The following is a 23,608-nucleotide window of genomic DNA, read 5'->3' on the forward strand; positions in this document are numbered from 1 at the left end:
CCGTGCGCCTCACCCGCGCCGGCTTCCTTTCGCTCCTGGCCACGCCGTTGGTGCTGCCGGCGATCCGCGCCGCGGCGCAGCCCGCCTGGCCGCGGCGCGTCACCGACATGGCGGGGAGGACCGTGACGCTGAAGGCGCCGCCACGGGCCATCCTGCTGGGCGAGAGCTTCCAGCTCCTGGCCATGGGGCTTCTGCACCCCGATCCGGTCTCGCTGCTGGCCGGCATGGGCGGTGATCTGCGCCAGGCCGACCCGCGGAGCCACGAGGCCTGGATGCGCCGCTTCCCGGCGCTGGCCGCGGTGCCGGAGGTGACGGGCGGGGTGGGGCAGGCCTTCTCGCTGGAGCGCGTGCTCTCGCTGCGGCCGGATCTCGTCATCCTCGGCGCGTGGCAGAGGCGGCGCGACGATTCGGCGCAGGAGCTGGCGCTGCTGGAGGCCGCCGGCATCCCGGTGCTGTTCATCGATGTCTTCCGCAGGCCGCTGGAGAATGTCGGCCCCAGCATCCGCCTGCTGGGCGAGGTGCTGGACCGGCGCGAGGCCGCGGCGGAGTTCGTCGCCCTGCACGAGGCGCGGCTGGCCCGTCTCCGCGAGCGCGTTGCCGGCCGCCCGCCGGGGCCCCTGGCCCTGCTGACCGCCTTCCCCGGCCGCTGGCCCTGCTGCTGGGTGGCCGGCGCCTCGGGCGGCGGCGAGTACCTGGCGCCCGCCGGGCTGCGCAACGCGACCGAGGGCCAGGCCGGGCTGGCGGATGGCGGCCTGACCGGGCTGGAGCAGGTGCTGGCGATGCGGCCGGATCTGGTGATCGGCACCGGCCTGGCGCTGTCCGGCGATGGCCGGGACGGCGCCCTGGCCCTGGGCAGCGGCGTGCCGGCGGCCGTGGCGCGGGAGAGCCTGGCCCGGCTGACGCGCGAGGCGGAATGGCGCAGCCTCGGCGCGGTGCGCGACGGGCGGCTGCACGGGCTGTGGAACTTCTTCACCGGCAGCCCGATCGGCATGGTCGCCGCCGAGGCGGTGGCCCGCTGGGGGCGGCCGGACCTCTTCGCCGATCTCGATCCCGCCGCGACGCTGGAGGAGATCAACCGCCGCTTCTCGGCCGTGCCGTTCGAGGGCACCTACTGGGTGAGCACCGATCCGGCCCAGGATGGGCCGCGCCGCGGCTGAGGCGGCGCTTCCGTCCGGCTCAGGCCGCCATCGCCATCCCGTCCCGCTGCGGGTCGGCGCCGCCTTCCCAGCGGCCGTCGCGCAGCAGCAGGCCATGCGGCGCGCCGAAGGCGTGGCTCTGGTAGGAGCGCGCCGTGGGATAGCCCATGGCCCGCAACGCCGCCTCGGTGCCGTGCGGGATGCGATTGCAGAGGTCGATGGTGTCGGACAGCGCGACGATGCGCGGCGCCGCCACGGCCTCGGCCATGCCCATGCCGAAATCCACCACGTTCATGATCGCCTGGGCCAGGGCCGGGACGATGTAGGTGCCGCCCGGCGCGGCCAGCACCATGACCGGGGCCTCGCCCTCGAAGAGGATCGTCGGCGCCATGGCGCTGCCGCGGCTCTTGCCCGGCGCGATGGAGGCGGCGCGGCCGGGGCGCGGGTCGAAGCCGCTCATGCAGCCATTGTACATGAAGCCCAGCCCCGGCGTGATGACGCCCGAGGGGATGCCCAGCGTGTGCGTCAGCGAGACGGCGTTGCCCTCGGCATCGACGACGCAAACCACGGTGGTGTCCGGCGGGTCCAGGGGCTCCCCGGCGCGCTCGACATGCGCCACCTCGCCGGCGCGGATGCGGCCGGCGAGCAGGGCGGCGTGCTCCGGCGAGAGCAGCCGGCCGAGCGGCACGTCGACGAAGTCGGGGTCGCCCATATGGGCGTCCCTGTCGATGGTCATCCACTTCATCGCCTCGGCGAGGATGCGCAGGTGCTCCGTGCTGCCATGGCCGAGCGCGCCGAGCTCGAAATGCCCGAGGATCTGCAGCAGCTCGATCAGCGAGGCGCCGCCGGCGGGCGGCGGGTTGGAGGCGATGCGCAGGCCGCGGTAACGACCCCAGACGGGCGCCTTCTCCCGCACGCGATAGGCGGCCAGATCCTCCAGGGTGATCAGCCCGCCGCCCGCCTGGATGTCCGAGACCATCTCGCGCGCCAGGGCGCCGCGATAGAACTCTTCCGCGCCGCCGGCGGCGATGCGCTCCAGCGTGCGCGCCATCCCGGGGTTGCGCAGCGTCTCGCCGGGGCGCTTCAGCCGCCCGTCCGGCCGAAAATAGACCTGCCGCCCCTCCGTGCTGAAGCGCAGCTTGTCCTCGACATTCACCTGGCCGTCGCCGCCGTGGTCGATGGTCCAGTAGTAGTGCATGTAGGGCCGCACCAGCACGCCGCGATGCGCCTGGGCGATGGCCGGCGCCATCACCTCGGCCAGCGGCATCGTCCCGAAGCGCGACAGCGCCTCGCAATAGCCCGCGACATTGCCCGGCGTTCCGATGGCGCCGTGGCCGAGATCGTTGCCCTGGTCGGAGAGCAGGAAGACGAAGCCGTCGCGCGACTGGCCGATGAACTTCTCCGTCCACATCGTGGGCGTGGCGGCGAGCGGAGCGCGGCAGAAGAATTCCAGCACCGTGTGCACGCCCTGGCGCGGCAGGCAGAGCTGCATGGCGCCGAAGCCGCCGATGCCGCACATCTGCGGATCGACGACGCCCTGGCTGAAGGCGCAGGCGATCGCGGCATCCACGGCGTTGCCGCCGCGCCGCAGCACCTCGACCCCGGCCTCCACCGCTTCCGGCTGCGCCGCCACCACCATGCCCCGCATCGCCGTGCTCCTTCCCCGCGAGGCGGCAGAGTGCGCCGAAGGGCGCCGGGCGTGAAGCCGCCGCCGGTGCTAGCGCCCGCCCCGCCCCGCCCGAGGGGCCGGCAGGACCGCCCGAAGCTCCGGCGTCGCGCCGCAATCCGCGCAGGGCAGGCGGCGCGGCAGGTCGGCCAAGCGGGTGTCGCGGGCGAAACGCCGCGAGAGCGCGATCTCCTCCACCGTCGGCCAGGCCTCCTGGCCGCAGGCGCAGAGGAGATGCAGCGCATAGCCATGCGCGTAGTAGAGCGGCGTGGTGGGGTCGGGCGCCGCCGCGAGGACAGGAAGGCTCATGCGCCGCAGGCTAGCGGGACGGTCACGAGATGCGTCAAGCGATTGATTCGCCTCAGGAGTCGCGGAGGAGTCCGGCGTGCCTCACAATCCCGCGAGACGCGGCCCGGCCGCCTCAGGCGGCGATGTTGCGCCGCGCCTCCTCGCCGATCGCCTCGGCCACCATCTGCGCCGTCGCGGCGGAGAGGGTCCAGCCGAGATGGCCATGGCCGGTGTTGTAGAAGACGCCCGGACGACTGCCGCGGCCGATGCGCGGCATCATGCCCGGCGTCATCGGGCGCAGCCCCGCCCAGGGGACGCTGCGCGCCGTGCTGACCTCGGGGAAGAGGTCGCGCACCCAATCGACCAGGGGCCGGACGCGGTCGGCGCGGATGTCGCGGTTCTCGCCGTTGAACTCGGCCGTGCCGGCGACGCGGAAGCGGTCGCGGCCCAGCCGGCTGGTGACGATCTTGGTGGCGTCGTCCAGCAGGCTGACCTGGGGCGCGGCGTCCTGGCTCCGCGCATCGTCCAGGTGCACGGTGATGGAATAGCCCTTCACCGGATAGACGTTGACGCGGTCGCCCAGCAGCGCGGCGAAGCGGCGGCTGGCGATGCCGGCGCAGACCACGAGGCGGTCCACCACCTCCACGCCGCCCGGCACGCCCCGCCCGGCCTTGTCCCAGGCGATCTCGATGCCGCGCGCGGTGTGGGTGATGCGGCTGACCTCGGCCTCGGCGACGAAGCGGGCGCCATGGCGCTGGCAGGCCTCGGCCAGGCCGCGGGTGAACTTGTGGATGTCGCCGGTGGAATCCGAGGGCGTGAAGAATCCGCCGTAATAGGTGCCCTGCAGCGCCGGCTCGATGGCGCGCATCTCCTCCGGCGTCACGGCGCGGCGGTCGAGCCCGCCCTCGGTCAGCAGCGCGTTGGTGCGCTGCGCCGCCTCGAAGCCCGGCCGGTCGCGGTAGATGTGCAGGATGCCGCGCCGCTCCAGGTCGAAGTCGATGCCCTCCAGCGCGGCGATGTCGAAAAGGTGCCTGCGCGCCGCGATGGCCAGGCGCGTGGTCTCGATCGTATGGGCGCGGTAGTGGCGGATCTGTCCCAGGAACTCGCCCATCCAGCTGTACTTGTGCCAGCCGGGGCGGGGGTTCAGCAGCAGCGGCGCATCCTGCCGCAGCATCCACTTCATGCCCTTCAGCACCGTCGCCCAGCTGTTCCAGACCTCGGCATTGCTGGCCGAGAGCTGGCCGCCATTGGCGAAGGAGGTCTCCATCGCGGCATAGCGGTGCCGGTCGAGCAGCACCACCTGGTGGCCGCGTTGCAGCAGGGCATAGGCGGTGGTCACGCCGGTGATCCCGGCGCCGATGATGGCGATCTTGCTCATGGGTCGAGCCGTCTCCGTGAGGATGGCGCGGCAGCGCGGTGCGGTCCTCGGCCGCGCCCGTCTGCCCCCATCTGTCACGGTGCCTGAGAGCTTAACCCGGCGCGCCGGGATATCCCCTTCGGCGGGCGGTGCCGGGGCCATGCCCGGTCCGCCTCTCTCCAGATCGTCCTCGCCCTGCAGTCCGGGTGCCTGAGAGTTTCCTGGGGGGTTGCTCCGTCGGCGGCGGCATGGCGCCTCTGACGAGGGCCTGCCGCGCTCTCCTGCCTGGCTTCGGCGGACGCGGCGCAGGGTGGCAAAGCCGCGCCGGCGCCGTCAAGCACAATCGGCCCTCCCGCCTCAGCGGGGCAGCAGCACCTCCAGCGCGGCGGCCAGCGAGCGGCGCCAGTCCGCCGGCTCGATGCCGTGCACCCGGCCGATCCGCCCGCAATCCAGCCGGCCATCGGCCGGGCGCCGCGCCTTGGTCGGATACTCGGCGGTGGTGATGGCCTTCAGCGCCGGCACCCTGGCGCCGCGTTCCGCCGCCTGGGCGAAGATCTCGGCGGCGAAACCGTGCCAGGTGGTCCAGGGCGCGCCGGTCAGGTGGAACAGGCCGAAGGCCTCGTCGCCGGCCCCGGCGGCGGCCAGGCGCGGCAGCATCCGGGCGATGGCCTCCGCCAGGTCGGCGGCGAAGGTGGGCGCGCCGTGCTGGTCGGCGACGACGCTGAGCGTCTCCCGCTCGGCGCCGAGGCGCAGCATGGTCTTGAGGAAGTTGTTGCCGTCGGCGCTGCAGACCCAGGCGGTGCGCAGGATGGCGGAGCGGGGATTGGCGGCCAGCACGGCCTCCTCCCCGGCGCGCTTGGAGGCGCCATAGACACCGGCCGGGCTGGCGGCGTCGGTCTCGACATAGGGGCTGCCCTTCAGCCCGTCGAAGACATAGTCGGTGGAGACATGCACGAAGGGCAGGCCGCGCCGGGCCGCGGCCTCGGCCAGCAGGGCCGCGCCGGTCGCGTTGATGGCATAGGCCAGGTCGCGCTCGTCCTCGGCGCGGTCCACCGCCGTGTAGGCGGCGGCGTTGATGACGACCTCCGGCGCCGTGTCGGCCACGGCGCGGGCGATCGAGGCCGCGTCCGTCAGGTCCAGCTCGGGCGCCTCCAGGGCGGTGACCTGGTGCCCGTCCCGCGGCAGGCGGCGGGAGAGCGCCAGGGCGAGCTGGCCGGTGCGGCCGGCGACGAGGATCCGCATCAGCGGGCGGAGCCCTGGCGACGATGAAGGGGGTGAACCGGCATTCTCTGTCTCCCTGTCTCTCCCCGTCTTCTAGGCCGGGCCCGCCGCGCCGCCCAGCCCGCCGCTGCGGGTCCCGGCCCGCCCGGGGATGACAGGAGCGTCATTTTCGGGCCGTCCCGCCAAAAAACCTGTGGAAGGCGGGGCTTCGCGGGCCTTCCGGGCCGGGCGCGCGCTTGACCGGCCACGGGCGGTTGTGTCTCTCCTCGGGCATTACCACCAAGTCGGAGTGACGCCTTGACCGAAGATACCCGCCCGCTGAGCCGCCAGGATCTGATCGATTCCGCCGCCGCCGCCACGGGCCTGCCCAAGACCCAGGCCGATGCGGTGCTGAAGGCCGTGCTGTCGACCCTGGGCGACACCCTCGGGGCCGGGCGCGAGGTTCGCCTGGCCGGGTTCGGCTCCTTCGCGGTGAGCGAGCGCGCCGCCCGCCAGGGCCGCAACCCGGCCACCGGCGAGGTGGTGGAGATCGCCGCCAGCCGCACCGTGAAGTTCAAGCCGGCCAAGGATCTCAAGAGCCGCCTCGGCGAGGCCGGCTGACGGCGCGCGGCGGAGGCCTCCGGGTGCTCCGCCGCCCCTGACATTTCCGGCCCCGCCCCCTCCGGTCTTGACCCCTTCGGCGCCCGGCGGAATGGTGTCGTGTCCCCAGGCAGGGAGAGCGGCGATGAGCGGGCCCGATCACCATCACCACCATGACCATGACCATCATGACGAGGGTAGCGAGCTCTCGGGGATGGCGCTGCGCGTGCGCGCGCTGGAATCCCTGCTGGTCGAGAAGGGCTACGCCGATCCGGCCGCGCTGGACGCGCTGATCGAGACCTACGAGACGCGCATCGGCCCGCGCAACGGCGCCCGCGTCGTGGCGAAGGCCTGGGCCGATCCCGACTTCCGCGACTGGCTGCGGCGCGACGCCTCGGCCGCCATCCATTCCCTCGGCTATACCGGACGCCAGGGCGAGCACATGGTGGCGGTGGAGAACACCGAGGCGGAGCACAACATGGTCGTCTGCACCCTGTGCTCCTGCTACCCCTGGCCGGTGCTGGGCCTGCCGCCCGCCTGGTACAAGTCGCCCGCCTACCGCTCCCGCGCCGTGCTCGATCCGCGGGGCGTGCTGGCCGATTTCGGCGTCACCCTGCCGGAGACGACGCGCATCCGCGTCTGGGATTCCACGGCCGAGACGCGCTACCTCGTCATCCCCCGCCGGCCCGCCGGCACCGAGGGCTGGGAGGAATCGCGGCTGGCCGATCTCGTCAGCCGCGATTCCATGATCGGCACCGCCCTGGCGCGCGAGCCGGCGGCATGAACGGCGCGCAGGACCTGGGCGGCATGCAGGGCTTCGGCCCGGTGCGGCCGGAGCCGGAGGAGGTCCGCTTCCATGCCGGCTGGGAGAAGCGCGCCCTGGCGGTGACGCTCGCGGCCGGGGCGCTCGGGCAATGGAGCATCGATGCCGCGCGGCATGCGCGGGAGACCCTGCCGCCGGGCGAGTACCTGACCTCCAGCTACTACGAGATCTGGATCAAGGGTCTGGAGAAGCTGCTGCTGCAGAAGGGGCTGGTGACCGAGGCCGAACTGCGCGACGGCAAGGCATACGGGCCCGGCAGGCCGCTGAAGCCGCTCGCCGCCGCCGAGGTCGCGCCGATGCTGGCGCGCGGCTCGCCCTATTCCCGCCCGGCGGGGGCGCCGGCGCGCTTCGCCGAGGGGGAGGCCGTGCGGGCGCGCAACTTCCAGACCAGCGGCCACACCCGCCTGCCACGCTACGCGCGCGGGCGGCGGGGCGTCATCGAGCGGGTGCAGGGTGTCTTCGTCTTTCCGGACACGCTGGCGCTGGGCGGCGACGAGGCGCCGCAATGGCTCTACGCCGTCCGCTTCACCGCCGGCGAGCTCTGGGGCGAGGGCGCCGATCCGGCCGTCACCGTCATCTTGGATGCCTGGGAGTCCTATCTTGAGCCGGTGTGACGATGCGACGGCCGAGGCGCTGAGCCTGCCGCGCGACGCGGAGGGTCCGGTCTTCGCCGAGCCCTGGGAAGCCCAGGCCTTCGCCATGGCCGTGGCCCTGCACGAGGCGGGATGCTTCGGCTGGGGCGAATGGGCGGAGGCGCTCGGCCGCCGCATCGCCTCCGGCGGCGGCTCCTACTACGCGCAGTGGCTGGATGCGCTGGAGGCCTTGCTGGCGGAGAAGGGGATCGTCGCGCCGGAGGCGCTGGAGGCGCGCCGCCAGGCCTGGGCACGGGCGGCCGCGGCGACACCCCATGGCCGGCCGATCACCCTGGCGGCGGATCCGCTGGCCTCTCCCCCGACCGCTCCCGCCTCCGCCGGGTCCCGGCCGCCCGGGCCACCGTCCACGGGCCATCTGGCGGGCTGAGGCGCGGCGGTTCCGTGGGTGGGAAGCGGTAGTAGCGCGCCGCGTTGTCGTGAAAGACGGCGCGCTGCTCCGACGGGCTGAAGGGGGCCAGGATCTCCCGCAGGCCGTCGCAGATGGCGGCGTAGGACATGCTGCGGCGGGCCATGGGATAATCGCTGCCGAACATCGCCCGCCCGGGTCCGAAGGCCTCGAGGCAGGGCAGTACCACGGCCGCCAGCGCCTCCGTCTCCGTGCCCTCGCTGTAGGCGCTCGGGTGCGAGAGCTTGATGGCGACATTGGGCCGCGCCGCCAAGATCGCCAGCCCGCGGCGCCAGCGCTCCAGCCCCGCCGCGTCGCGGTCGAGCGGCGAGGCGCAGTGGTCGACGATGAAGACCTGGTCCGGCAGGGCCGCCGCCAGCGCCGCCACCTCCTCGGCCTGGTAGGGGTTCATGAGCAGCTCCATGACCAGGCCGTGCGCGCGCAGCAGCGCGAGCCCCTGGCGCCAGGCGGCGTGCTCCGTCAGGCCGCGCAGGGTCCAGCTCCGCGCCGGATCGGGATGCCAGCGGATGGTCTCGCGCAGGCCGGCGAGGCGGGGGGAGGCGGCGAGCTGGCGCTCCAGCATCTCGGCCGCGCCGCCGGCCGCGAGCGGCACATAGCCGACATAGCGTCCGGCGATTCCCGCCGGGCGCGCCAGCCCCTCCAGCCAGAGCGTCTCCTCCGAGGGATCGTGGATCCGGTCCCACAGCGCCTCGACATGCACCGAGCCGACGACGCCCTGGCCCGCCATGTCCGCCAGCAGGTCGTCGATCAGGTAGTCCTGCTGCAGATGGCTGACGTCGCCCAGCACGCCGACATGCCGGCCCGAGATCCAGGGATGGCGGCGCATCGACAGGTCCCACAGGTGATGGTGGGCGTCGATGATCGGACCCTTGTAGCGTCGGGCGTGCATGACCTTTCCTTGTCCGCGTCGGGTCCTTGTCCGCGTCGGGCATCTCCCCGGTTCCACAATGCGGCAAGCCGAGGCGGGGAGCGAGAGCGGCACCGTATGACAAAACGGCAACTTTCCGGCCGGCCGCCTCTTCTTCCCTGGCATTCGAGGAAGGAGCCGGCATGCGCAACAGGGACCGGGTGGCGGTGGTCACGGGGGCTTCGGCCGGGGTGGGCCGGGCCACGGTGCTGCGCCTGGCGCGGGCCGGCTGGCATATCGGCCTGATCGCGCGCGGCGCCGAGCCCCTGGAGGCGCTGGCCCGCGAGGTCCGGGCCCTGGGCGCCGAGGCCCTGCCGCTGCCCTGCGACGTGGCCGATGCCGCGGCGGTCGAGGTGGCGGCGGGCGAGGCCGAGCGCGTGCTCGGCCCGATCGACGCCTGGATCAACAACGCCATGGTCACGCTCTACGCCCCGATCCATGACGTCAGCCCGGAGGAGTTCCGCCGCGTCACCGAGGTCTGCTACCTGGGCTATGTCCACGGCACCATGGCGGCCCTGCGGCGGATGCGGGGGCGGAACCGGCCCGGCCGCATCCTCCAGGTCGGCTCGGCGCTGGCCTATCACGGCATTCCGCTGCAGGGCGCCTATAGCGGCGCCAAGCATGCCATCCAGGGCTTCACGGATTCGCTCCGCGCCGAGCTGCGGCAGGAAGGCAGCCGGATCAGCGTGACCGAGGTGCACCTGCCGGCGGTCAACACCCCGCAATTCGCCTGGGCCCGGGCGCGCCTGCCGCACCGCCCCCGTCCGATGGGCCGCGCGGTGACGCCCGAGGCGGCGGCCCGCGCCATCGAGGCGGCGCTGATCCATGGCGGCCGTGAGCACTGGCTCGGCGGCGCGGGGCTGATGGCGCTGCTCGGGCCCCTGATGCCGGGCCTCGCCGACCGCTACCTGGCCCGCGCCGCGCCCTCCGGGCAGATGGATCCGGCCGCGCCGCCGCGCCCGGCCCAGGCGGCGGGGAATCTCTTCGAGCCGCGCGCCGTCTTCGACCGGCTGGACGGCCCCTATGCCGCCGAGGCCACGGACCGGGCGCTGCGGCTCTCGGGCGGGGCGGCGCGGGCGCTCGCCGGCGGCGCGGCCCTGGCCCTGGCCTGCGGCGTCGGTCTCGCGCTGGGCCGGAGGCGCGGCTGATGCGGCCTTCCGAGCCGCTGGCTTTGCCGGCGCTGGAGGGCGAGGCCGAGCCGGCGGGGCGCGACTACCGGCCGATTGCGGATTACGCCTTCCTAGGCGACGGCCATGGCAGCGCGCTGGTCGCGCGCGATGGCTCGATCGACTGGGCGGCGCTGCCGCGCTTCGATGCCGAGCCGGTCTTCTCGCGCCTGCTCGACCGCCGCCGCGGCGGCTTCTTCCAGGTCCGGCCGGCCGAGGCCTGCACGGTCACGCGCGCCTACCGCCCCGGCACCATGATCCTGGAGACCCGCTTCCGGACGGCGCGGGGCGAGGTGCTGCTGACCGATGCCCTGGTCGCCGGCCCGCCCTCCGGGCAGGGACCGGACCGGCTGCTGCGCCGCGTCGAGGGCCTCGTCGGCGAGGTCGTGATGGTGGCGCGCCATCAGCCCCTGGCGGGCTTCGCCACGGCCTTCCCGGCGCTGCGCCTGACGCCCGGCCTGGTCGATATGGCGGAGGGTCCTTCCCTGGCGACGGATGTGGAGTTTTCCCCGGCCGGCGAGGCCGCCCTGGCGCGCTTCACCCTGGCCGCCGGGGCGGCGCGCCACTTCCTGTTGGGCGATGCCGCCAGCGCGGCGCAGGAGCTGCCCGGCTTCCAGGCCCTGCTGGATGAGGCGGCCCGGCGCTGGGGCGAGTGGTCGCGCGGCGCCACCTATGCCGGCCCCTGGCGCGAGATGGTGGAGCGCAGTGCCCTGGTGCTGAAGGGCCTGACCTACACCCCGACCGGCGCCATGGTGGCCGCCGCCACCACCTCGCTGCCGGAGGAGGTCGGCGGCATTCGCAACTGGGACTACCGCTTCTGCTGGCTGCGCGATTCCTGCCTGGCCTTCTATGCCCTGAAGAAGCACGGCCAGGTGCGGGAGGCGCAGGCCTTCCTCGACTTCGTCCTCGGCCTTTGCCGCGGCGAGAACGGGCGCCTGCCGCCGCTCTTCGACATCACCGGCAGCCGGGGGATGGCAGAGGAGGAGGTGGCGCATTTCGAGGGCTATCGCGGCAGCCGCCCGGTGCGCAACGGCAACGAGGCGGCGGAGCAGCACCAGCTCGACGTCTATGGCCAGGTGCTGGACCTGATCCATTTCCACCACAGCATCGGCGGCGCGGTGGAAGGCCCGCTGCGCGACACCGCCATCGCCCTGGCCGACCTCGTGGCCCGGGAGTGGCGCGAGCCGGATGCGGGGCTGTGGGAGCCGCGCCAGCCGGAACAGCACTACGTCCATGCCGCGCTGATGAACTGGGTGGCACTGGACCGCGCCATCCGCTGCTTAGGAGCGCGCGAGCACTGGCTGCACGAGCGGCAGGCGATCGAGGAGGCGATCCGGCGCGAGGGCGTGCATCCGGTGCGCGGCCATCTCACGCAGGTCATGGGCGGCGAGGACGTGGACGCGGCGCTGCTGCTGGCGCCGATGCTCGGCTTCCCGCTGGATGACGCGGTGCTGGAGCGCACCGTCGATGCCGTGATCGCGCGGCTGGGGCACGGCCCGCTGGTCTATCGCTACAAGACCGAGGACGGGCTGCCGGGGCACGAGGGAACCTTCCTCCTTTGCGCCTTCTGGCTGGTCGACGCGCTGCTGGCGCTCGGCCGCGAGCGGGAGGCGCGGGAGCGCTTCGCCGCCCTGGTAGCGATGGCCAACGATGTCGGCCTCTATGCCGAGGAAATCGGCGAGGCGGGCGAGTTCCTCGGCAACTTCCCGCAGGCCTTCAGCCATCTCGGCCTGATCCACAGCGCCCTGGTGCTGGATCTCTACGAGGCCGGGGGCCGGGAGGCGGTGCGCGGCAGCTATGCGGACCGCGCGCTGCGCGAGACCCGCAACCGCCTCGCGCCCAGCCCGCCCCCCCGCCATCCCCCCGGCGGCGCGCCGGAGGCGTGAGGCCGCCCGTCCCTCAGGCCCAGGCGCGCAGGATCTCCTCGCTGTCTGCCGTCTCGATCTGCTGGCCGTAGCGCTCGTTGTAGAGGGTCAGCAGCGCGTCATGCGTGCGGTCGGAGGAGGAGCAGATGGCGTCCATCGGCACCACCACCCGGTAGCCGCGATCGACCGCGCCGAGCACGGCCGCCAGCACGCAGACATCCGTCTCGGCGCCGCTGATGATCAGCGTGTCCGCCTCGCGCTCCTGCAGCAGCCGGTCGAGCGCGCCATCCAGCCAGGGCGAGTAGACGGTCTTGTCCAGCACCCGCGCCGGCGGTGCGAAGCGCGCCAGCTCGGGCAGCAACTCGGTCTGGCCAGGCGGCAGTGCCTCCAGCGTCATCTCCGACCAGCTCTCGTAATAGCGCTTCCAGGTGCCGTGCCCCTCGCCCGGGCGCCGGGCCGGGATGAAGCGGGTGAAGACCGTGCGGTCCGGATGTGCCGCCACCAGCCGCTCGACCACCGGCAGGACCCTTTCCATCCAGGGCGTGTGCCAGGGCGAGCCCAGTCCGAAGAGGCGCTGCATGTCGATGCAGAGATGCAGGCACCGCTCCGAGAGCGGGCCCTGGCGCAGACCTGGTTTCTTGCTCATGGCGTCCTTCTCCCGTTGTCCCGGAGTGAAGAATGAGCCAGGAGCGCGAGGGATGCAGGGCGGCGCGCCGGTCAGCCGCCGGTGTCCAGCCGCCGGTGTCAGTCGCCGGTGTCAGTCGCCGGGCACGTTGCGGCGCAGCTCCTCCAGCCAGGCGCGGGCATTGCCGTCGGAGGGCGCGCGCCAGTCGCCGCGCGGCGAAAGCGAGCCGCCGGCCACCACCTTCGGCCCGTTCGGCATGGCCGAGCGCTTGAACTGGCTGAAGCCGAAGAAGCGTTGCAGGAAGACCTCCAACCAGCGGCGGATGGTCGGCAGGTCGTAATGCTGCCGCCGCGCCTCGGGAAAGCCGGGCGGCCAGCGGCCGGCGGCGGCATCGCCCCAGGCCTGCAACGCCAGGAAGGCGATCTTGGAAGGGCGGAACCCGTAGCGCAGCGTGTAGAACAGGTTGAAGTCCTGCAGCGCATAGGGGCCGATCCTGGCCTCGGTGCTCTGCAGCGCCTGGGTCTCGGCATCGGCCGGGATCAGCTCGGGCGAGATCTCGGTGTCCAGCACCGAGAGCAGCGTCTCGTTCACCTCCGCCTCGAACTGCCCCGAGGCGGCCACCCAGCGGATCAGGTGCTGGATCAGCGTCTTCGGCACGCCGGCATTGACATTGTAGTGCGACATCTGGTCGCCGACGCCATAGGTGCACCAGCCGAGCGCCAGCTCGGAGAGATCGCCGGTGCCGAGCACCATGCCGCCGGCGTGGTTGGCGGCGCGGAACAGGTAGTCGGTGCGCAGCCCGGCCTGGACGTTCTCGAAGGTGACGTCATAGACCGGCTCGCCGGCGGCGAAGGGATGGCCGAGGTCGCTCAGCATCTGCCGCGCCGCCGGGCGGATGTCGAGCTCGCGGGCATCGATGCCGAGCGCCGCCATCAACCGGTGCGCGTTGGTCTTGGTACCGGCCGAGGTGCCGAAACCAGGCAGGGTATAACCGATGATCTCCGTGCGCGGCCGCTGCATCAGGTCCATGGCCCGCGCGGCGACGATCAGCGCCTGGGTCGAATCGAGCCCGCCGGAGACGCCGATGACGAGCTTGCCGTTGCCTGTGGCGCGCAGCCGCTGCACCAGGCCGGAGACCTGGATGTTGTAGGCCTCGTAGCAGTCCTGGTGCAGCCGCTCCGGATTGGCGGGCACGAAGGGGAAGCGCTCCAGCGCGCGGCGGAAGCCGATGTCGCCGGTGGGCGGGTCGAGGCGGAAGCCGATCTCGCGGAAGGCGGGAGCCAGGCGGCGGCGGTTGTCGTCGAAGCTGCCCTGGCGGGCGCGCTCCTGGCGCAGCAGGTCGAGGTCGATGTCGGCGGTGACGATCTGGTCGGCCTCGGGGAAGCGGTCGCTCTCGGCCAGGATGGCGCCATTCTCGAAGATCGAGACCTGCCCGTCCCAGGCGAGGTCGGTGGTGGATTCCCCCGCCCCGGCGGCGGCGTAGAGATAGGCGGCGAGACAGCGCGCCGACTGCGCCTGCGCCAGCAGCCGGCGGGTGTCGGCCTTGCCCACGGTGATGTTGCTGGCCGAGAGGTTGGCGAGCACCAGCGCGCCGGCCAGGGCCGCCTGGCTGGAGGGCGGCACCGGCACCCAGACGTCCTCGCAGATCTCGGCATGGATGGCGAGGTCCGGCAGGTCGTCGGCGCGGAAGATCTGGTCGGGGCCGAAGGGCGCTTCCTGCCCGGCGAGCCGGATGTGCCCGCCCTCGGTGCCCTCGCCGGCGGCGAAGTGGCGGCGCTCGTAGAACTCGCGGTAGTTCGGCAGATGCACCTTCGGCACCACACCCAGCAGGCGGCCGCGCTGCAGGGCCAGGGCGCAATTGTACAGCCGGCCCCGATGGCGCAGCGGCGCGCCCACCAGCAGCAGCGGGCGCATCGCCGCCGTCGCCGCCAGCAGCTCCGCGACCGCCGCCTCCACCGCGTCGAGCAGCGTGTCCTGCAGCAGCAGGTCGTCGATGGCGTAGCCCGACAGGCTCAGCTCGGGAAAGACGGCGAGCGCCACGCCCTCGGCATCGCAGCGCCGCGCCGCCGCCAGGATGGCCTCGGCATTGCGGGCCGGATCGGCCAGGTGGCAGCGGGTGGTGCAGGCGGCCACCCGGGCGAAGCCGTGGCGGTAGAGGGCATGGAACTCCATGATGGAGAATTGCGCCCGGTCCGGCCGCCCGGCAAGCCCGGCGGGATGAATTCCGCCGGAGGCCGCCCTCAGCGGGGCTGGACTTCTCCCCAGCCGGAGGTCTCCCGCGCGACGATGGCCGCGAGCAGGCGGATGGCGCCCGGCCCGTCATTCAGGCAGGGGATCAGCGTCAGGCTTTCGCCGCCGGCGGCGAGGAACTCGTCGCGCAGCTCATGGCCGATCTCGTCCAGCGTCTCGATGCAGTCGGACAGGAAGCCGGGCGTGATGACGGCGAGGTGACGCAGCCCCTGCCTTGCCATGCCGACCACCGTCTCGGCGGTATAGGGTTGCAGCCACGGTTCGCGCCCGAAGCGCGACTGGAAGGTGAGCGGCATCTCCGCCTCGGAGAGGCCGAGCGCCGCGCGCAGCGCCGCCATGGTTCGTTCGCATTCGGCGCGATAGGGGTCGCCGGCGGCGACGTAGCGTTCCGGCAGGCCGTGGAAGGAGGCGAGGATGCGCTCCGGCTGCCGCGGCAGGCCGGCCAGGGTCCCGCGCAGGCTCTCCGCCAGCGCCGCGATGTAGAGCGGGTGGTCGGGGAAGGAGGGGGCGATGCGCAGCGCCGGCTGGTGCCGCATCCGCATCAGGGCGCGGAAGACGTCGTCGTTCACCGTCGCCGTCGTGGTGGCGCTGTACTGCGGATAGAGCGGCACGACCAGGATGCGGTCGCAGCCCAGGTCCCGCAGCGCCGACAGCCGCTCGGCGATGGAGGGGCGGCCGTAGCGCATGGCCCAGTCGATGACGGGCGCCTGCCCGCAATCCCGCAGTAGCGCCGATTGCAGCAGGGCCGCCTGGGCACGGGTATGGGTGCGCAGGGGGGATTCGTCGCGCGCCGTGTTCCAGATGCGGCGGTAGGCGGCGCCGCTGCGGAAGGGGCGGGTGGTCAGGATGACCCCCTGCAGCAAGGGCTGCCAGAGGAGGGGGTTGTTCTCGATCACCCTCCGGTCCGACAGGAACTCGGACAGGTAGCGGCGCATGTCCCGGTAGCCCGTGGAATCGGGCGTGCCGAGATTGACCAGCAGCACGCCGATGCCGGGGGCGGAGAAGGAGGCGCCGCCGGGGGGCTGGCGGGTCATGCGAGAAGGTCTCCCGGGCTCAGGCGCCGCAGCTCGGCGGCCAGGGCGGCGCCCATGCGGGCGGCCTCGGCCGGCGCGCCTTCGATATGGCGGCGCAGCAGGAAGCCACCATCCTCCCGCGCCACCAGCCCGTCCAGCCGCAGCCTGCCGCCCGGCAGCAGGCGGGCATGGGCGCCGATCGGCGTGCGGCAGGAGCCCTCGAGCCCGGTCAGCAGGGCCCGTTCCGCGGTCATCGCGAGCCGCGCCGCGGCATCGTCGATGGCGGCCAGCCGCAGCCGGGTGGCATGGTCGCCGACCCGCGCGGTGATGGCCACGATGCCCTGGCCGGCGGCGGGCAGCATCACCTCCGGCTCGAGCACCAGGCTGGCGCGGTGCCGCAGGCGCAGCCGGTCCAGGCCGGCCAGCGCCAGGGGCGCGGCGGCGAAGTCGCCCTGTTCCAGCCGCGCCAGCCGCGTCTGCACATTGCCGCGCAGCAGCCCGAAGCGCAGGTCGGGGCGCAGGGCGCGCAGCTGCGCCGCGCGGCGCGCCGAGGCGGTGCCGATGCGGGCGCCGACGGGCAGGAAAGGCAGCGGCAGGCGGTGTTCCTCGGGCGGGCAGGAGGGGGCCAGCACCAGCGCGTCGCGCGCATCGGCGCGCGGCAGCACGGCGGCGATGGCGATGCCGGGCGGCAGCTCGGTCTCCAGGTCCTTCAGGCTGTGCACGGCGAAGTCGATCCGCCGGTCGAGCAGCGCCTCGTGGATCTCCTTGGCGAAGAGGCCCTTGCCACCGAGATCCGCCAGGCGGCGGGCCTCACGGTCGCCGGTGGTGCCGAGCGGGACGGCCAGGGCAGGCTCCGCGCCGCCGGCCGCCGCCAGCGCCTCCAGGACGAGCCGGGTCTGGGCCAGGGCGAGGGGGCTCTGTCGCGTCCCGGCCAGCAGGGCGGCCGGGCGCGGGCGCGCCAGCGGGGGCGGCGCGGTGTCGAGGACGGCGGACATCGGAGAAGTCTCTCGGGGAGGGAAGGGGGAGGCCGGGCGCGGCGCCCGGCCTCCTGATGGCCGGAGCCTTATCCGGCGGCGACGTCGGCCGCGGTGGTCGGCGCCGAGGCCGGGGCGGTATGGACCCGCTTGATGGCCTCCTCGACACCGGCGGCATAGGCGGGGTCCGCCCGGCGGAAATGCTCGAGCTGGCGGTCGATGATGAAGCGGGGCACGCCCTGCATCGCGCCGGCGATGTTCTCGAAGAGCTGCCGCTTCTGCTCGGCGGTCATCAGCCGGAACAGGTTGCCGGCCTGGGTGTAGTCGTCATTGCCGGCGCGGTGGTCGTAGTGGTCGGCGTCGCCCGAGATCCGCAGCGGCGGCTCCTTCACGCCGGGGTCCTGCACCGGGCCGTCGAAGGAGTTGGGCTCGTAGTAGTGGTCCGTGCCCACCGGCGCGTCGAAGCGCATGGCGCCATCGGCATGGTAGCTGTTGACCTGCGCCTTCGGCTTGTTGACCGGCAGCGCCTCGTAATGCGTGCCGACGCGGTAGCGGTGCGCGTCGGCATAGGCGAAGATGCGGCCCTGCAGCATCTTGTCCGGCGAAAAGCCGATGCCGGGCACGATGTTGGAGGGCGAGAAGGAGGACTGCTCGATCTCCGCGAAATAGTGCCTGGCGTTGCGGTTCAGCTCCAGCACGCCGATGTCGATCGGCGGATAGTCGGCATGCGGCCAGACCTTGGTCACGTCGAAGGGATTGTAGGGCGTCTTCTCGGCGTCCAGCTCCGGCATGATCTGCACCTGCACCGTCCAGCGCGGGAAGTCGCCGCGCTCGATGGCCTCGTAGAGATCGCGCTGGGCGCTCTCGCGGTCCTCGGCGATAACCTCGTTGGCCTCCCGGTTGGTCCAGGTCCGGATGCCCTGCTGGGTCTTGAAATGGAACTTCACCCAGTGGCGCTCGCCGGCATCGTTCCAGAGCGAGTAGGTGTGGCTGCCATAGCCGTTCACGTGCCGGTAGCTCTGCGGCAGGCCGCGGTCGCTGAACAGGATCGTGACTTGGTGCAGGCTCTCCGGCGAGAGTGACCAGAAGTCCCACATCGCGGTGGGCGAGCGCAGGTTGGTCGCCGGGTGGCGCTTCTGCGTGCGGATGAAGTCGGGGAACTTCAGCGGATCGCGGACGAAGAAGACCGGGGTGTTGTTGCCCACCAGGTCCCAGTTGCCGTCCTCGGTGTAGAACTTCAGGGCGAAGCCGCGCACGTCGCGCTCGGCGTCCGCCGCGCCGCGCTCGCCGGCGACAGTGGAGAAGCGCAGCAGCGCCTCGGTCCGCGCGCCGGGCTGCAGCGCCTTGGCGCGGGTGTAGCGGCTGATGTCGCCGGTGATGGTCAGGGTGCCATAGGCGCCGGAGCCCTTGGCATGCACCACCCGCTCGGGGATGCGCTCGCGGTTCTGGTGCGCCAGCTTCTCGATCAGCTGGTAGTCCTGCAGGAGCAGCGGGCCGCGCGGGCCGGCGGAGAGGCTGTTCTGGTTGTCGGCGACGGGGGCGCCGGCGGTGGTGGTCAGGGTGGGAGGCTTACGGTTTTCGGACATTCCGGAATTTCCTCTCGGCAGGGGTGAGGATCTTCTACCAGTCGCCGCTTGATCGGTTAAATCGATCCTCTATTCTGTTGCGATAGGCCTAACCTATCGAAAGGGGTGATCATGGCAGCACAGACCCTGGCCGGCCTGTCCCTGCGCGACCTGGAATACGCCGTGGTCGTCGAGGAACTGCGTCACTTCGGCCAGGCCGCCGATCGTTGCGGCGTCAGTCAGCCTACCCTCAGCGAACAGATCCGCAAGCTGGAAGCCATGCTGGGCGTCACGCTCTTCGAGCGGCAGGCCCGCCGCGTCGGCGTCACGCCGCAGGGGGCGGTGCTGCTGGCCCAGGCGCGCGCGGTGATGCGCGAGGCGCGGCGCCTGCTCGACCTGGCGCAGGAGCAGGCCTCCCCCCTGGCGGGGCCGCTGCGCCTGGGCGCTATCGCCACCCTCGGCCCCTACTACCTGCCGATGGTGCTGCGCGCCGTGCGCGACCGCTTTCCGCAACTGGTGCTGCGGCTGCAGGAAGGGCGCACCGCCGCCCTGGTGCGGGCGCTGGAACAGGGGGAGCTGGACGCCGCCCTGGTGGCCCTGCCGGTGGCCTCCGCCGGCCTGGCCAGCGAGGCGCTGTTCTTCGAGCCCTTCCTGCTGGCCTGTCCCCAGGGCCATCCCCTGCAGTCCCGCCCGGAGGTGACGCTCGCCGATCTCGAGGGCGGTGGCCTGCTGCTGCTGGAGGAGGGGCATTGCCTGCGGGACCAGGCGCTCTCCCTCTGCGGCCTGCCGCGCGCGGACGGGGAGGAGCGCTTCGCCAGCAGCCTGGAGATGCTGCGCCACATGATCGCGGCCGGGGAGGGCTTCTCCCTGCTGCCGAAACTGGCGGTGCAGGAGGGCGCCGACCTGGGCGGGCTGATCGCCATGCGGCCGCTGGCCGATGCTCGGGTGGGGCGCAGCATCGGCCTGGTCTGGCGGCGCACGGACCCGCGGCGGGAGAGCTATCGGGAACTGGCCGCTTTCCTGCGGCACGCCGCCCCCGCGCCATAGGGCCTGCCGTCAAATTCACCACATTGAATTGTGTTGACGCGCGAATAGCGTTCTGAAAACGTCAAGATACAGCCGCAGGCGGGGAATTGGCGCTTCAGGGAAGCGGAATTCAGTCCGGACGCCCCGCTTGGGACAAAGCTCCGACAGGCGCTTGCAGCTTCGGGTGCTGTCTCTGTTATCCTGTGCGGCCAGGGTCCCGCCCTGGGCCTGGTCCGCCGTCGCCGGAGGAGAAGCATCATGCAGGGATTTCCCGTCTCCCGCCGCAGCGTCGCCGGAGCCGGCCTGGCGCTCGGCACGGCCCTGGCCGGCGGCGCGCGCGCCCAGGGCGCGACGCAGCTGCTCAATGTCTCCTATGACCCGACACGCGAATTCTACCGCGCCTACAACGCGCTCTTCGTCGAGGACTGGAAGCGCAGGACGGGACAGACCATCCGCGCCAGCACCTCGCACGGCGGCTCGGGCCGGCAGGCCCGCTCGGTGATCGACGGGCTGCAGGCCGATGTCGTGACCCTGGCGCTGGCCTATGACATCGACGCCATCGCCGAGCGCGGGCTGATCGACGCCAACTGGCAGAGCCGCCTGCCGCAGAACAGCGCCCCCTATACGAGCACCATCGTCTTCCTGGTGCGGAAGGGCAATCCGAAGGGGCTGCGCGACTGGGGCGATCTGGCGAAGCCGGGCGTCGCCGTCATCACCCCCAATCCCAAGACCTCGGGCGGGGCGCGCTGGAACTACCTGGCCGGCTGGGCCTGGGCGCAGCGCCAGCCGGGCGGCTCGCCCCAGGCGGCCGAGACCTATATCGCCGCCCTGTTCCGCAACGTGCCGGTGCTCGATACCGGCGCGCGGGGCTCCACCACGACCTTCGTGCAGCGCGGCCAGGGCGATGTGCTGCTGGCCTGGGAGAACGAGGCGCATCTGGCCTTCGCCGAATTCGGCCGCGGGCAGTTCGACATCGTCTATCCCGGCTTCTCCATCCTGGCCGAGCCGCCGGTCGCGGTGGTGGACCGGAACGTGGACCGGCGCGGTACCCGCGCCGCGGCCGAGGCCTTCCTGAAGGGGCTCTACGAGCCCGAGGCCCAGAGCCTGGCGGCGCAGCATTTCTATCGCCCCCGCGACCCCGCCGCCCTGGCCGCCGCCGGCGACCGCTTCCCGCAGCTGGAGATGATCACCATCGACGACCCGCTCTTCGGCGGCTGGCGCAAGGCCCAGGCGGACCACTTCGAGGATGGCGGCCTGTTCGACCGCCTCTACCGACCAGGACGATGAGGGGCGGGGGCGCCTCCGGCCTGCGGCGCCGGGTGTTGCCCGGCTTCGGACTCAGTCTCGGCCTGACCCTCGCCTGGCTCTCGACGATCGTGCTGATCCCGCTCCTGGCGCTGGTGCTGCGGCCCCTGGAGCTGGGCCCGGCGGGGATCTGGGCCTCGCTGGCGGAGCCGCGTGTCTGGGCGGCGCTGCGGCTCTCCTTCCTGGCGGCGCTGGCGGCGGCGGCGCTGAACCTGCCGATCGGCCTGCTGGCGGCCTGGGTTCTGGTGCGCTACCGCTTTCCGGGCCGCCGCCTGCTGGATGGCATGGTGGACCTGCCCTTCGCCCTGCCGACCGCCGTCGCCGGCCTGGCGCTGACGGCGCTCTACGCGCCGAACGGCTGGCTCGGCGCGCCGCTGGCGGCGCTGGGCGTGAAGGTCGCCTACACTCCGCTCGGCGTGATGCTGGCCATGGCCTTCGTCGGGCTCCCCTTCGTGGTCCGCACCGTGGAGCCGGTGCTGCGCGACCTGCCGCGCGAGGCGGAGGAGGCGGCGGCGACCCTCGGCGCCGGCCGCGGGCAGACCTTTCGGCGCGTCATCCTGCCGGCCCTGGCCCCGGCGCTCCTGGCGGGCTTCACCATGGCCGCGGCGCGGGCGATCGGGGAGTATGGCAGCGTCATCTTCATCGCCGGCAACATGCCGATGGTCAGCGAGATCGCGCCCCTGCTCATCGTGGTGCGGCTCGAGCAGTTCGATTACGCCGGCGCGGCGGCGGTGGGCCTGGCCATGCTGTTCCTGTCCTTCCTTCTGCTGCTGGTGCTCAACCTGGCCAGCCGCTTCTGGCGGCCGGCATGAGGCGGCGCGGCGGCGAGCCCCGTGTCGAGGTGGCGGCCGAGGCACCCTGGGTCCGCCGCCTGGCCATCCTGCTGGCCGTGCTGGTGCTCGGCCTGCTGCTGCTGCTGCCGCTGCTCGCCGTGGCGACGGAGGCGCTGCGCCGCGGCTGGACGCCGGTGGTCGCCGCGATCACCGACCCCGACGCCCTCGCCGCGATCCGCCTGACGCTGCTGATCGCGGCGATCTCCGTGCCGGTCAACACCCTGGGCGGGCTGGCGGCCGCCTGGTGCATCGCCAAGTTCGACTTCCCCGGCCGTGCCCTGCTGCTGGCGCTGATCGAGCTGCCCTTCTCCGTCTCGCCGGTGATCTCGGGGCTGGTCTGGGTGCTGCTCTTCGGCGCGCAGGGCTGGCTCGGCCCCTGGCTGCAGGAGCGCGACATCCAGATCGTCTTCGCCCTGCCGGGGCTGGTGCTGGCGACGATCTTCGTCACCTTCCCCTTCGTGGCGCGCACCCTGGTGCCGCTGATGCAGGAGCAGGGGCGCTCGGCGGAGGAGGCGGCGGCGACGCTCGGCGCCTCGGGCTGGCAGACCTTCCGGCGTGTCACCCTGCCCGACATCCGCTGGGCCCTGCTCTCCGGCGTCCTGCTCTGCAACGCCCGCGCCATGGGGGAGTTCGGCGCGGTGTCCGTGGTATCGGGGCATATCCGCGGGGAGACCAACACCATGCCGCTGCATATCGAGATCCTCTACAACGAGTACCAGTTCGTGGGGGCCTTCGCCGTGGCCGGGCTGCTGGCCCTGCTGGCGCTCGTGACCCTGGCGGCCAAGGCGCTGCTCGAGCGTTCCGGCGACCTGGCCCGCCTCCGCCGACCGCCCGCATGAGTGTCGAGATCCTCGGCCTGTCGCGCCGGTTCGGCGAGGCGCAGGCGCTCCGGGACGTGTCTCTCTCCATCGCGGCGCGGGCCTTCGTGGCCCTCCTCGGCCCCTCCGGCTCCGGCAAGACCACCCTGCTGCGCATCCTGGCCGGCCTCGACTTCGCCGATTCGGGCACGGTGCGGATCGAGGGGCGGGACATGGCGGAGGTGCCGGCGCGCGAGCGCGGCATCGGCTTCGTGTTCCAGAACTACGCGCTGTTCCGCCACATGACGGTGTTCGAGAACGTCGCCTTCGGCCTGCGCGTCCGGCCGCGCCGCGCCCGCCCGCCGGAGGCGGAGATCGGCCGCCGGGTGCGGCGCCTGCTGGAGATGGTGCAGATCCCGGAGCTGGAGCGGCGCTATCCCGACCAGATCTCGGGCGGGCAGCGGCAGCGCGTGGCGCTGGCCCGCGCCCTGGCCATCGAGCCGCCGCTGCTGCTGCTCGACGAGCCCTTCGGCGCGCTCGATGCCGAGGTGCGCAAGGGGTTGCGCCGCTGGCTGCGCGAGCTGCACGCGCAGCTCGGCATCACCATCGTCTTCGTCACCCACGACCAGGACGAGGCCATGGAGCTGGCCGACAAGGTGGCCGTCATGCAGGCCGGGGAGGTGTCGCAGTTCGACCCGCCCGATGTGTTGCTGGAGCGGCCGGCCAATGCCTTCGTTGCCGGCTTCCTCGGCCATGCCGCCCGCCTGCCGGCCCGCTTCCAGGGCGGCACGCTGCGCTTCGAGGACCCTGGCCTGGGCACGTTGCCGGGCGCGGCCCTGGCGGTCGCGCCGCGGCGCGAGGGCGCGGCCCTGGCCTTCGTGCGGCCGCATGAGTGGGAGGTGCGGTGCGCCGGGGAGGGGCCAGGGGAGGGTGGGAGGAATGCCGTCATCCGCGCCAGCCGGCCCGCCGGCGGGCGGCGCCACCTGGAGGTCGATCTGGCGGGGCTGACGATCGAGATCGAGGTCGAGGGCGGCGCCGGGTATGAGCCCGGCCGGCCCTGCGTGATCCGCCCGCGCACCGCCCGCGCCTATTCCTGACACCGCCCGCTACCACAAGGGCGGCAGCCTTCCGCGCGTGACAGCGGGCCAACTGT

The 23,608-nt window shown here is 72.9% G+C and carries 22 protein-coding genes and 2 riboswitches; of the genes, 12 read left to right on the plus strand and 10 right to left on the minus strand.

Annotated features, from left to right (window positions below; genetic code table 11):
* The first annotated feature begins 2 nt into the window (after positions 1–2).
* Positions 3–1,157 (plus strand): ABC transporter substrate-binding protein, encoded by a 1,155-nt coding sequence (locus ACF3NH_RS19130; protein ID WP_422925130.1) that lies wholly within the window; start codon positions 3–5, stop codon positions 1,155–1,157.
* 19 nt (positions 1,158–1,176) lie between these two features.
* On the opposite strand, the gene ggt is transcribed toward ACF3NH_RS19130, so the two are convergent.
* The 4 genes from ggt to rfbD all read right to left on the minus strand — a co-directional run bounded on the left by ggt (position 1,177) and on the right by rfbD (position 5,689).
* The gene (ggt, locus tag ACF3NH_RS19135; protein WP_422925132.1) at positions 1,177–2,784 is read right to left on the minus strand and encodes a gamma-glutamyltransferase; all 1,608 of its coding nucleotides are present in this window, start codon (positions 2,782–2,784) and stop codon (positions 1,177–1,179) included.
* Between the two features lie 69 nt (positions 2,785–2,853).
* A complete protein-coding gene (locus tag ACF3NH_RS19140) occupies positions 2,854–3,111 on the minus strand; it encodes a hypothetical protein (protein WP_422925134.1) in 258 nt (85 codons plus the stop codon).
* Positions 3,112–3,223: 112 nt separating this feature from the next.
* Positions 3,224–4,468 (minus strand): D-amino acid dehydrogenase, encoded by a 1,245-nt coding sequence (locus ACF3NH_RS19145; RefSeq protein WP_198366894.1) that lies wholly within the window; start codon positions 4,466–4,468, stop codon positions 3,224–3,226.
* Positions 4,469–4,537: 69 nt separating this feature from the next.
* Positions 4,538–4,632: riboswitch (glycine riboswitch) on the minus strand.
* Positions 4,633–4,635: 3 nt separating this feature from the next.
* Positions 4,636–4,741, minus strand: a riboswitch (glycine riboswitch).
* Positions 4,742–4,804: 63 nt separating this feature from the next.
* A complete protein-coding gene (rfbD, locus tag ACF3NH_RS19150) occupies positions 4,805–5,689 on the minus strand; it encodes a dTDP-4-dehydrorhamnose reductase (protein WP_422925137.1) in 885 nt (294 codons plus the stop codon).
* A 276-nt stretch (positions 5,690–5,965) separates the two neighbouring features.
* Here rfbD and ACF3NH_RS19155 point away from each other — a divergent pair, with 276 nt between their 5' ends.
* The 4 genes from ACF3NH_RS19155 to ACF3NH_RS19170 all read left to right on the plus strand — a co-directional run bounded on the left by ACF3NH_RS19155 (position 5,966) and on the right by ACF3NH_RS19170 (position 8,090).
* Complete coding sequence (locus ACF3NH_RS19155) at positions 5,966–6,268, plus strand: HU family DNA-binding protein (protein ID WP_232477164.1); 303 nt, start codon at positions 5,966–5,968, stop codon at positions 6,266–6,268.
* 124 nt (positions 6,269–6,392) lie between these two features.
* Positions 6,393–7,031: a nitrile hydratase subunit alpha gene (gene nthA, locus ACF3NH_RS19160; protein WP_422925139.1), complete on the plus strand. Its 639-nt coding sequence runs from the start codon at positions 6,393–6,395 to the stop codon at positions 7,029–7,031.
* Positions 7,028–7,684 (plus strand): nitrile hydratase subunit beta, encoded by a 657-nt coding sequence (gene nthB / locus ACF3NH_RS19165; RefSeq protein ID WP_422925141.1) that lies wholly within the window; start codon positions 7,028–7,030, stop codon positions 7,682–7,684. The genes nthA and nthB overlap by 4 nt, the downstream gene beginning before the upstream one ends.
* Positions 7,671–8,090 carry a nitrile hydratase accessory protein gene (locus ACF3NH_RS19170; protein ID WP_422925143.1) on the plus strand — a complete coding sequence of 140 codons (420 nt, stop codon included), beginning with the start codon at positions 7,671–7,673 and terminating at the stop codon, positions 8,088–8,090. Before nthB ends, ACF3NH_RS19170 begins: the two co-directional genes overlap by 14 nt.
* On the opposite strand, the gene ACF3NH_RS19175 is transcribed toward ACF3NH_RS19170, so the two are convergent.
* A complete protein-coding gene (locus ACF3NH_RS19175) occupies positions 7,990–9,018 on the minus strand; it encodes an amidohydrolase family protein (protein ID WP_422925145.1) in 1,029 nt (342 codons plus the stop codon). The genes ACF3NH_RS19170 and ACF3NH_RS19175 overlap by 101 nt on opposite strands.
* A gap of 161 nt (positions 9,019–9,179) precedes the next feature.
* On the opposite strand from ACF3NH_RS19175, the gene ACF3NH_RS19180 reads away from it, so the two are divergent.
* Entirely contained in the window at positions 9,180–10,184 is a 1,005-nt protein-coding gene (locus ACF3NH_RS19180) for an SDR family oxidoreductase (protein ID WP_422925147.1), read from the plus strand.
* Positions 10,184–12,088 carry a glycoside hydrolase family 15 protein gene (locus tag ACF3NH_RS19185; protein ID WP_422925149.1) on the plus strand — a complete coding sequence of 635 codons (1,905 nt, stop codon included), beginning with the start codon at positions 10,184–10,186 and terminating at the stop codon, positions 12,086–12,088. Before ACF3NH_RS19180 ends, ACF3NH_RS19185 begins: the two co-directional genes overlap by 1 nt.
* A gap of 13 nt (positions 12,089–12,101) precedes the next feature.
* On the opposite strand, the gene ACF3NH_RS19190 is transcribed toward ACF3NH_RS19185, so the two are convergent.
* The 5 genes from ACF3NH_RS19190 to ACF3NH_RS19210 form a co-directional block, all read right to left on the minus strand.
* Positions 12,102–12,713, minus strand: a complete 612-nt coding sequence (locus ACF3NH_RS19190) for a cysteine hydrolase family protein (protein ID WP_232477166.1) — start codon at positions 12,711–12,713, stop codon at positions 12,102–12,104.
* Positions 12,714–12,824: 111 nt separating this feature from the next.
* Positions 12,825–14,864, minus strand: coding sequence for an NAD(+) synthase (locus ACF3NH_RS19195; RefSeq protein WP_198366902.1), 2,040 nt, complete (start codon positions 14,862–14,864; stop codon positions 12,825–12,827).
* A gap of 68 nt (positions 14,865–14,932) precedes the next feature.
* Entirely contained in the window at positions 14,933–15,976 is a 1,044-nt protein-coding gene (gene hemH, locus ACF3NH_RS19200; RefSeq protein WP_422925152.1) for a ferrochelatase, read from the minus strand.
* Complete coding sequence (gene hemC / locus ACF3NH_RS19205) at positions 15,973–16,950, minus strand: hydroxymethylbilane synthase (RefSeq protein ID WP_422925154.1); 978 nt, start codon at positions 16,948–16,950, stop codon at positions 15,973–15,975. The genes hemH and hemC overlap by 4 nt, the downstream gene beginning before the upstream one ends.
* A gap of 68 nt (positions 16,951–17,018) precedes the next feature.
* Positions 17,019–18,515: a catalase gene (locus ACF3NH_RS19210; RefSeq protein WP_422925156.1), complete on the minus strand. Its 1,497-nt coding sequence runs from the start codon at positions 18,513–18,515 to the stop codon at positions 17,019–17,021.
* 111 nt (positions 18,516–18,626) lie between these two features.
* On the opposite strand from ACF3NH_RS19210, the gene ACF3NH_RS19215 reads away from it, so the two are divergent.
* From ACF3NH_RS19215 to ACF3NH_RS19235, 5 genes are all read left to right on the plus strand, one after another.
* Positions 18,627–19,541 carry a LysR substrate-binding domain-containing protein gene (locus tag ACF3NH_RS19215; protein WP_198366906.1) on the plus strand — a complete coding sequence of 305 codons (915 nt, stop codon included), beginning with the start codon at positions 18,627–18,629 and terminating at the stop codon, positions 19,539–19,541.
* Between the two features lie 237 nt (positions 19,542–19,778).
* Positions 19,779–20,807 (plus strand): sulfate ABC transporter substrate-binding protein, encoded by a 1,029-nt coding sequence (locus tag ACF3NH_RS19220; RefSeq protein WP_422925159.1) that lies wholly within the window; start codon positions 19,779–19,781, stop codon positions 20,805–20,807.
* Positions 20,804–21,637 carry a sulfate ABC transporter permease subunit CysT gene (gene cysT, locus ACF3NH_RS19225; RefSeq protein ID WP_198366908.1) on the plus strand — a complete coding sequence of 278 codons (834 nt, stop codon included), beginning with the start codon at positions 20,804–20,806 and terminating at the stop codon, positions 21,635–21,637. Before ACF3NH_RS19220 ends, cysT begins: the two co-directional genes overlap by 4 nt.
* A complete protein-coding gene (gene cysW, locus ACF3NH_RS19230; protein ID WP_422925161.1) occupies positions 21,634–22,497 on the plus strand; it encodes a sulfate ABC transporter permease subunit CysW in 864 nt (287 codons plus the stop codon). The genes cysT and cysW overlap by 4 nt, the downstream gene beginning before the upstream one ends.
* On the plus strand, positions 22,494–23,552 hold the full coding sequence (locus ACF3NH_RS19235) for a sulfate/molybdate ABC transporter ATP-binding protein (protein ID WP_422925163.1): 1,059 nt from the start codon (positions 22,494–22,496) through the stop codon (positions 23,550–23,552). Before cysW ends, ACF3NH_RS19235 begins: the two co-directional genes overlap by 4 nt.
* Positions 23,553–23,608 lie beyond the last annotated feature (56 nt).

Source organism: Pseudoroseomonas sp. WGS1072 (assembly GCF_049340465.1).
In the GTDB taxonomy this organism is placed as follows: domain Bacteria; phylum Pseudomonadota; class Alphaproteobacteria; order Acetobacterales; family Acetobacteraceae; genus Pseudoroseomonas.

Coding starts and splice junctions, on each gene's coding strand:
- nthB (WP_422925141.1), top strand. CDS start 7,028: ATGAACGGCGCGCAGGACCTGGGCGGCATGCAGGGCTTCGGCCCGGTG.
- ACF3NH_RS19220 (WP_422925159.1), top strand. CDS start 19,779: ATGCAGGGATTTCCCGTCTCCCGCCGCAGCGTCGCCGGAGCCGGCCTG.
- ACF3NH_RS19175 (WP_422925145.1), bottom strand. CDS start 9,018: ATGCACGCCCGACGCTACAAGGGTCCGATCATCGACGCCCACCATCAC.
- ACF3NH_RS19215 (WP_198366906.1), top strand. CDS start 18,627: ATGGCAGCACAGACCCTGGCCGGCCTGTCCCTGCGCGACCTGGAATAC.
- ACF3NH_RS19180 (WP_422925147.1), top strand. CDS start 9,180: ATGCGCAACAGGGACCGGGTGGCGGTGGTCACGGGGGCTTCGGCCGGG.
- ACF3NH_RS19210 (WP_422925156.1), bottom strand. CDS start 18,515: ATGTCCGAAAACCGTAAGCCTCCCACCCTGACCACCACCGCCGGCGCC.
- ACF3NH_RS19140 (WP_422925134.1), bottom strand. CDS start 3,111: ATGAGCCTTCCTGTCCTCGCGGCGGCGCCCGACCCCACCACGCCGCTC.
- ACF3NH_RS19190 (WP_232477166.1), bottom strand. CDS start 12,713: ATGAGCAAGAAACCAGGTCTGCGCCAGGGCCCGCTCTCGGAGCGGTGC.
- rfbD (WP_422925137.1), bottom strand. CDS start 5,689: ATGCGGATCCTCGTCGCCGGCCGCACCGGCCAGCTCGCCCTGGCGCTC.
- cysT (WP_198366908.1), top strand. CDS start 20,804: ATGAGGGGCGGGGGCGCCTCCGGCCTGCGGCGCCGGGTGTTGCCCGGC.
- hemH (WP_422925152.1), bottom strand. CDS start 15,976: ATGACCCGCCAGCCCCCCGGCGGCGCCTCCTTCTCCGCCCCCGGCATC.
- cysW (WP_422925161.1), top strand. CDS start 21,634: ATGAGGCGGCGCGGCGGCGAGCCCCGTGTCGAGGTGGCGGCCGAGGCA.
- ACF3NH_RS19235 (WP_422925163.1), top strand. CDS start 22,494: ATGAGTGTCGAGATCCTCGGCCTGTCGCGCCGGTTCGGCGAGGCGCAG.
- ACF3NH_RS19185 (WP_422925149.1), top strand. CDS start 10,184: ATGCGGCCTTCCGAGCCGCTGGCTTTGCCGGCGCTGGAGGGCGAGGCC.
- nthA (WP_422925139.1), top strand. CDS start 6,393: ATGAGCGGGCCCGATCACCATCACCACCATGACCATGACCATCATGAC.
- hemC (WP_422925154.1), bottom strand. CDS start 16,950: ATGTCCGCCGTCCTCGACACCGCGCCGCCCCCGCTGGCGCGCCCGCGC.
- ggt (WP_422925132.1), bottom strand. CDS start 2,784: ATGCGGGGCATGGTGGTGGCGGCGCAGCCGGAAGCGGTGGAGGCCGGG.
- ACF3NH_RS19145 (WP_198366894.1), bottom strand. CDS start 4,468: ATGAGCAAGATCGCCATCATCGGCGCCGGGATCACCGGCGTGACCACC.
- ACF3NH_RS19195 (WP_198366902.1), bottom strand. CDS start 14,864: ATGGAGTTCCATGCCCTCTACCGCCACGGCTTCGCCCGGGTGGCCGCC.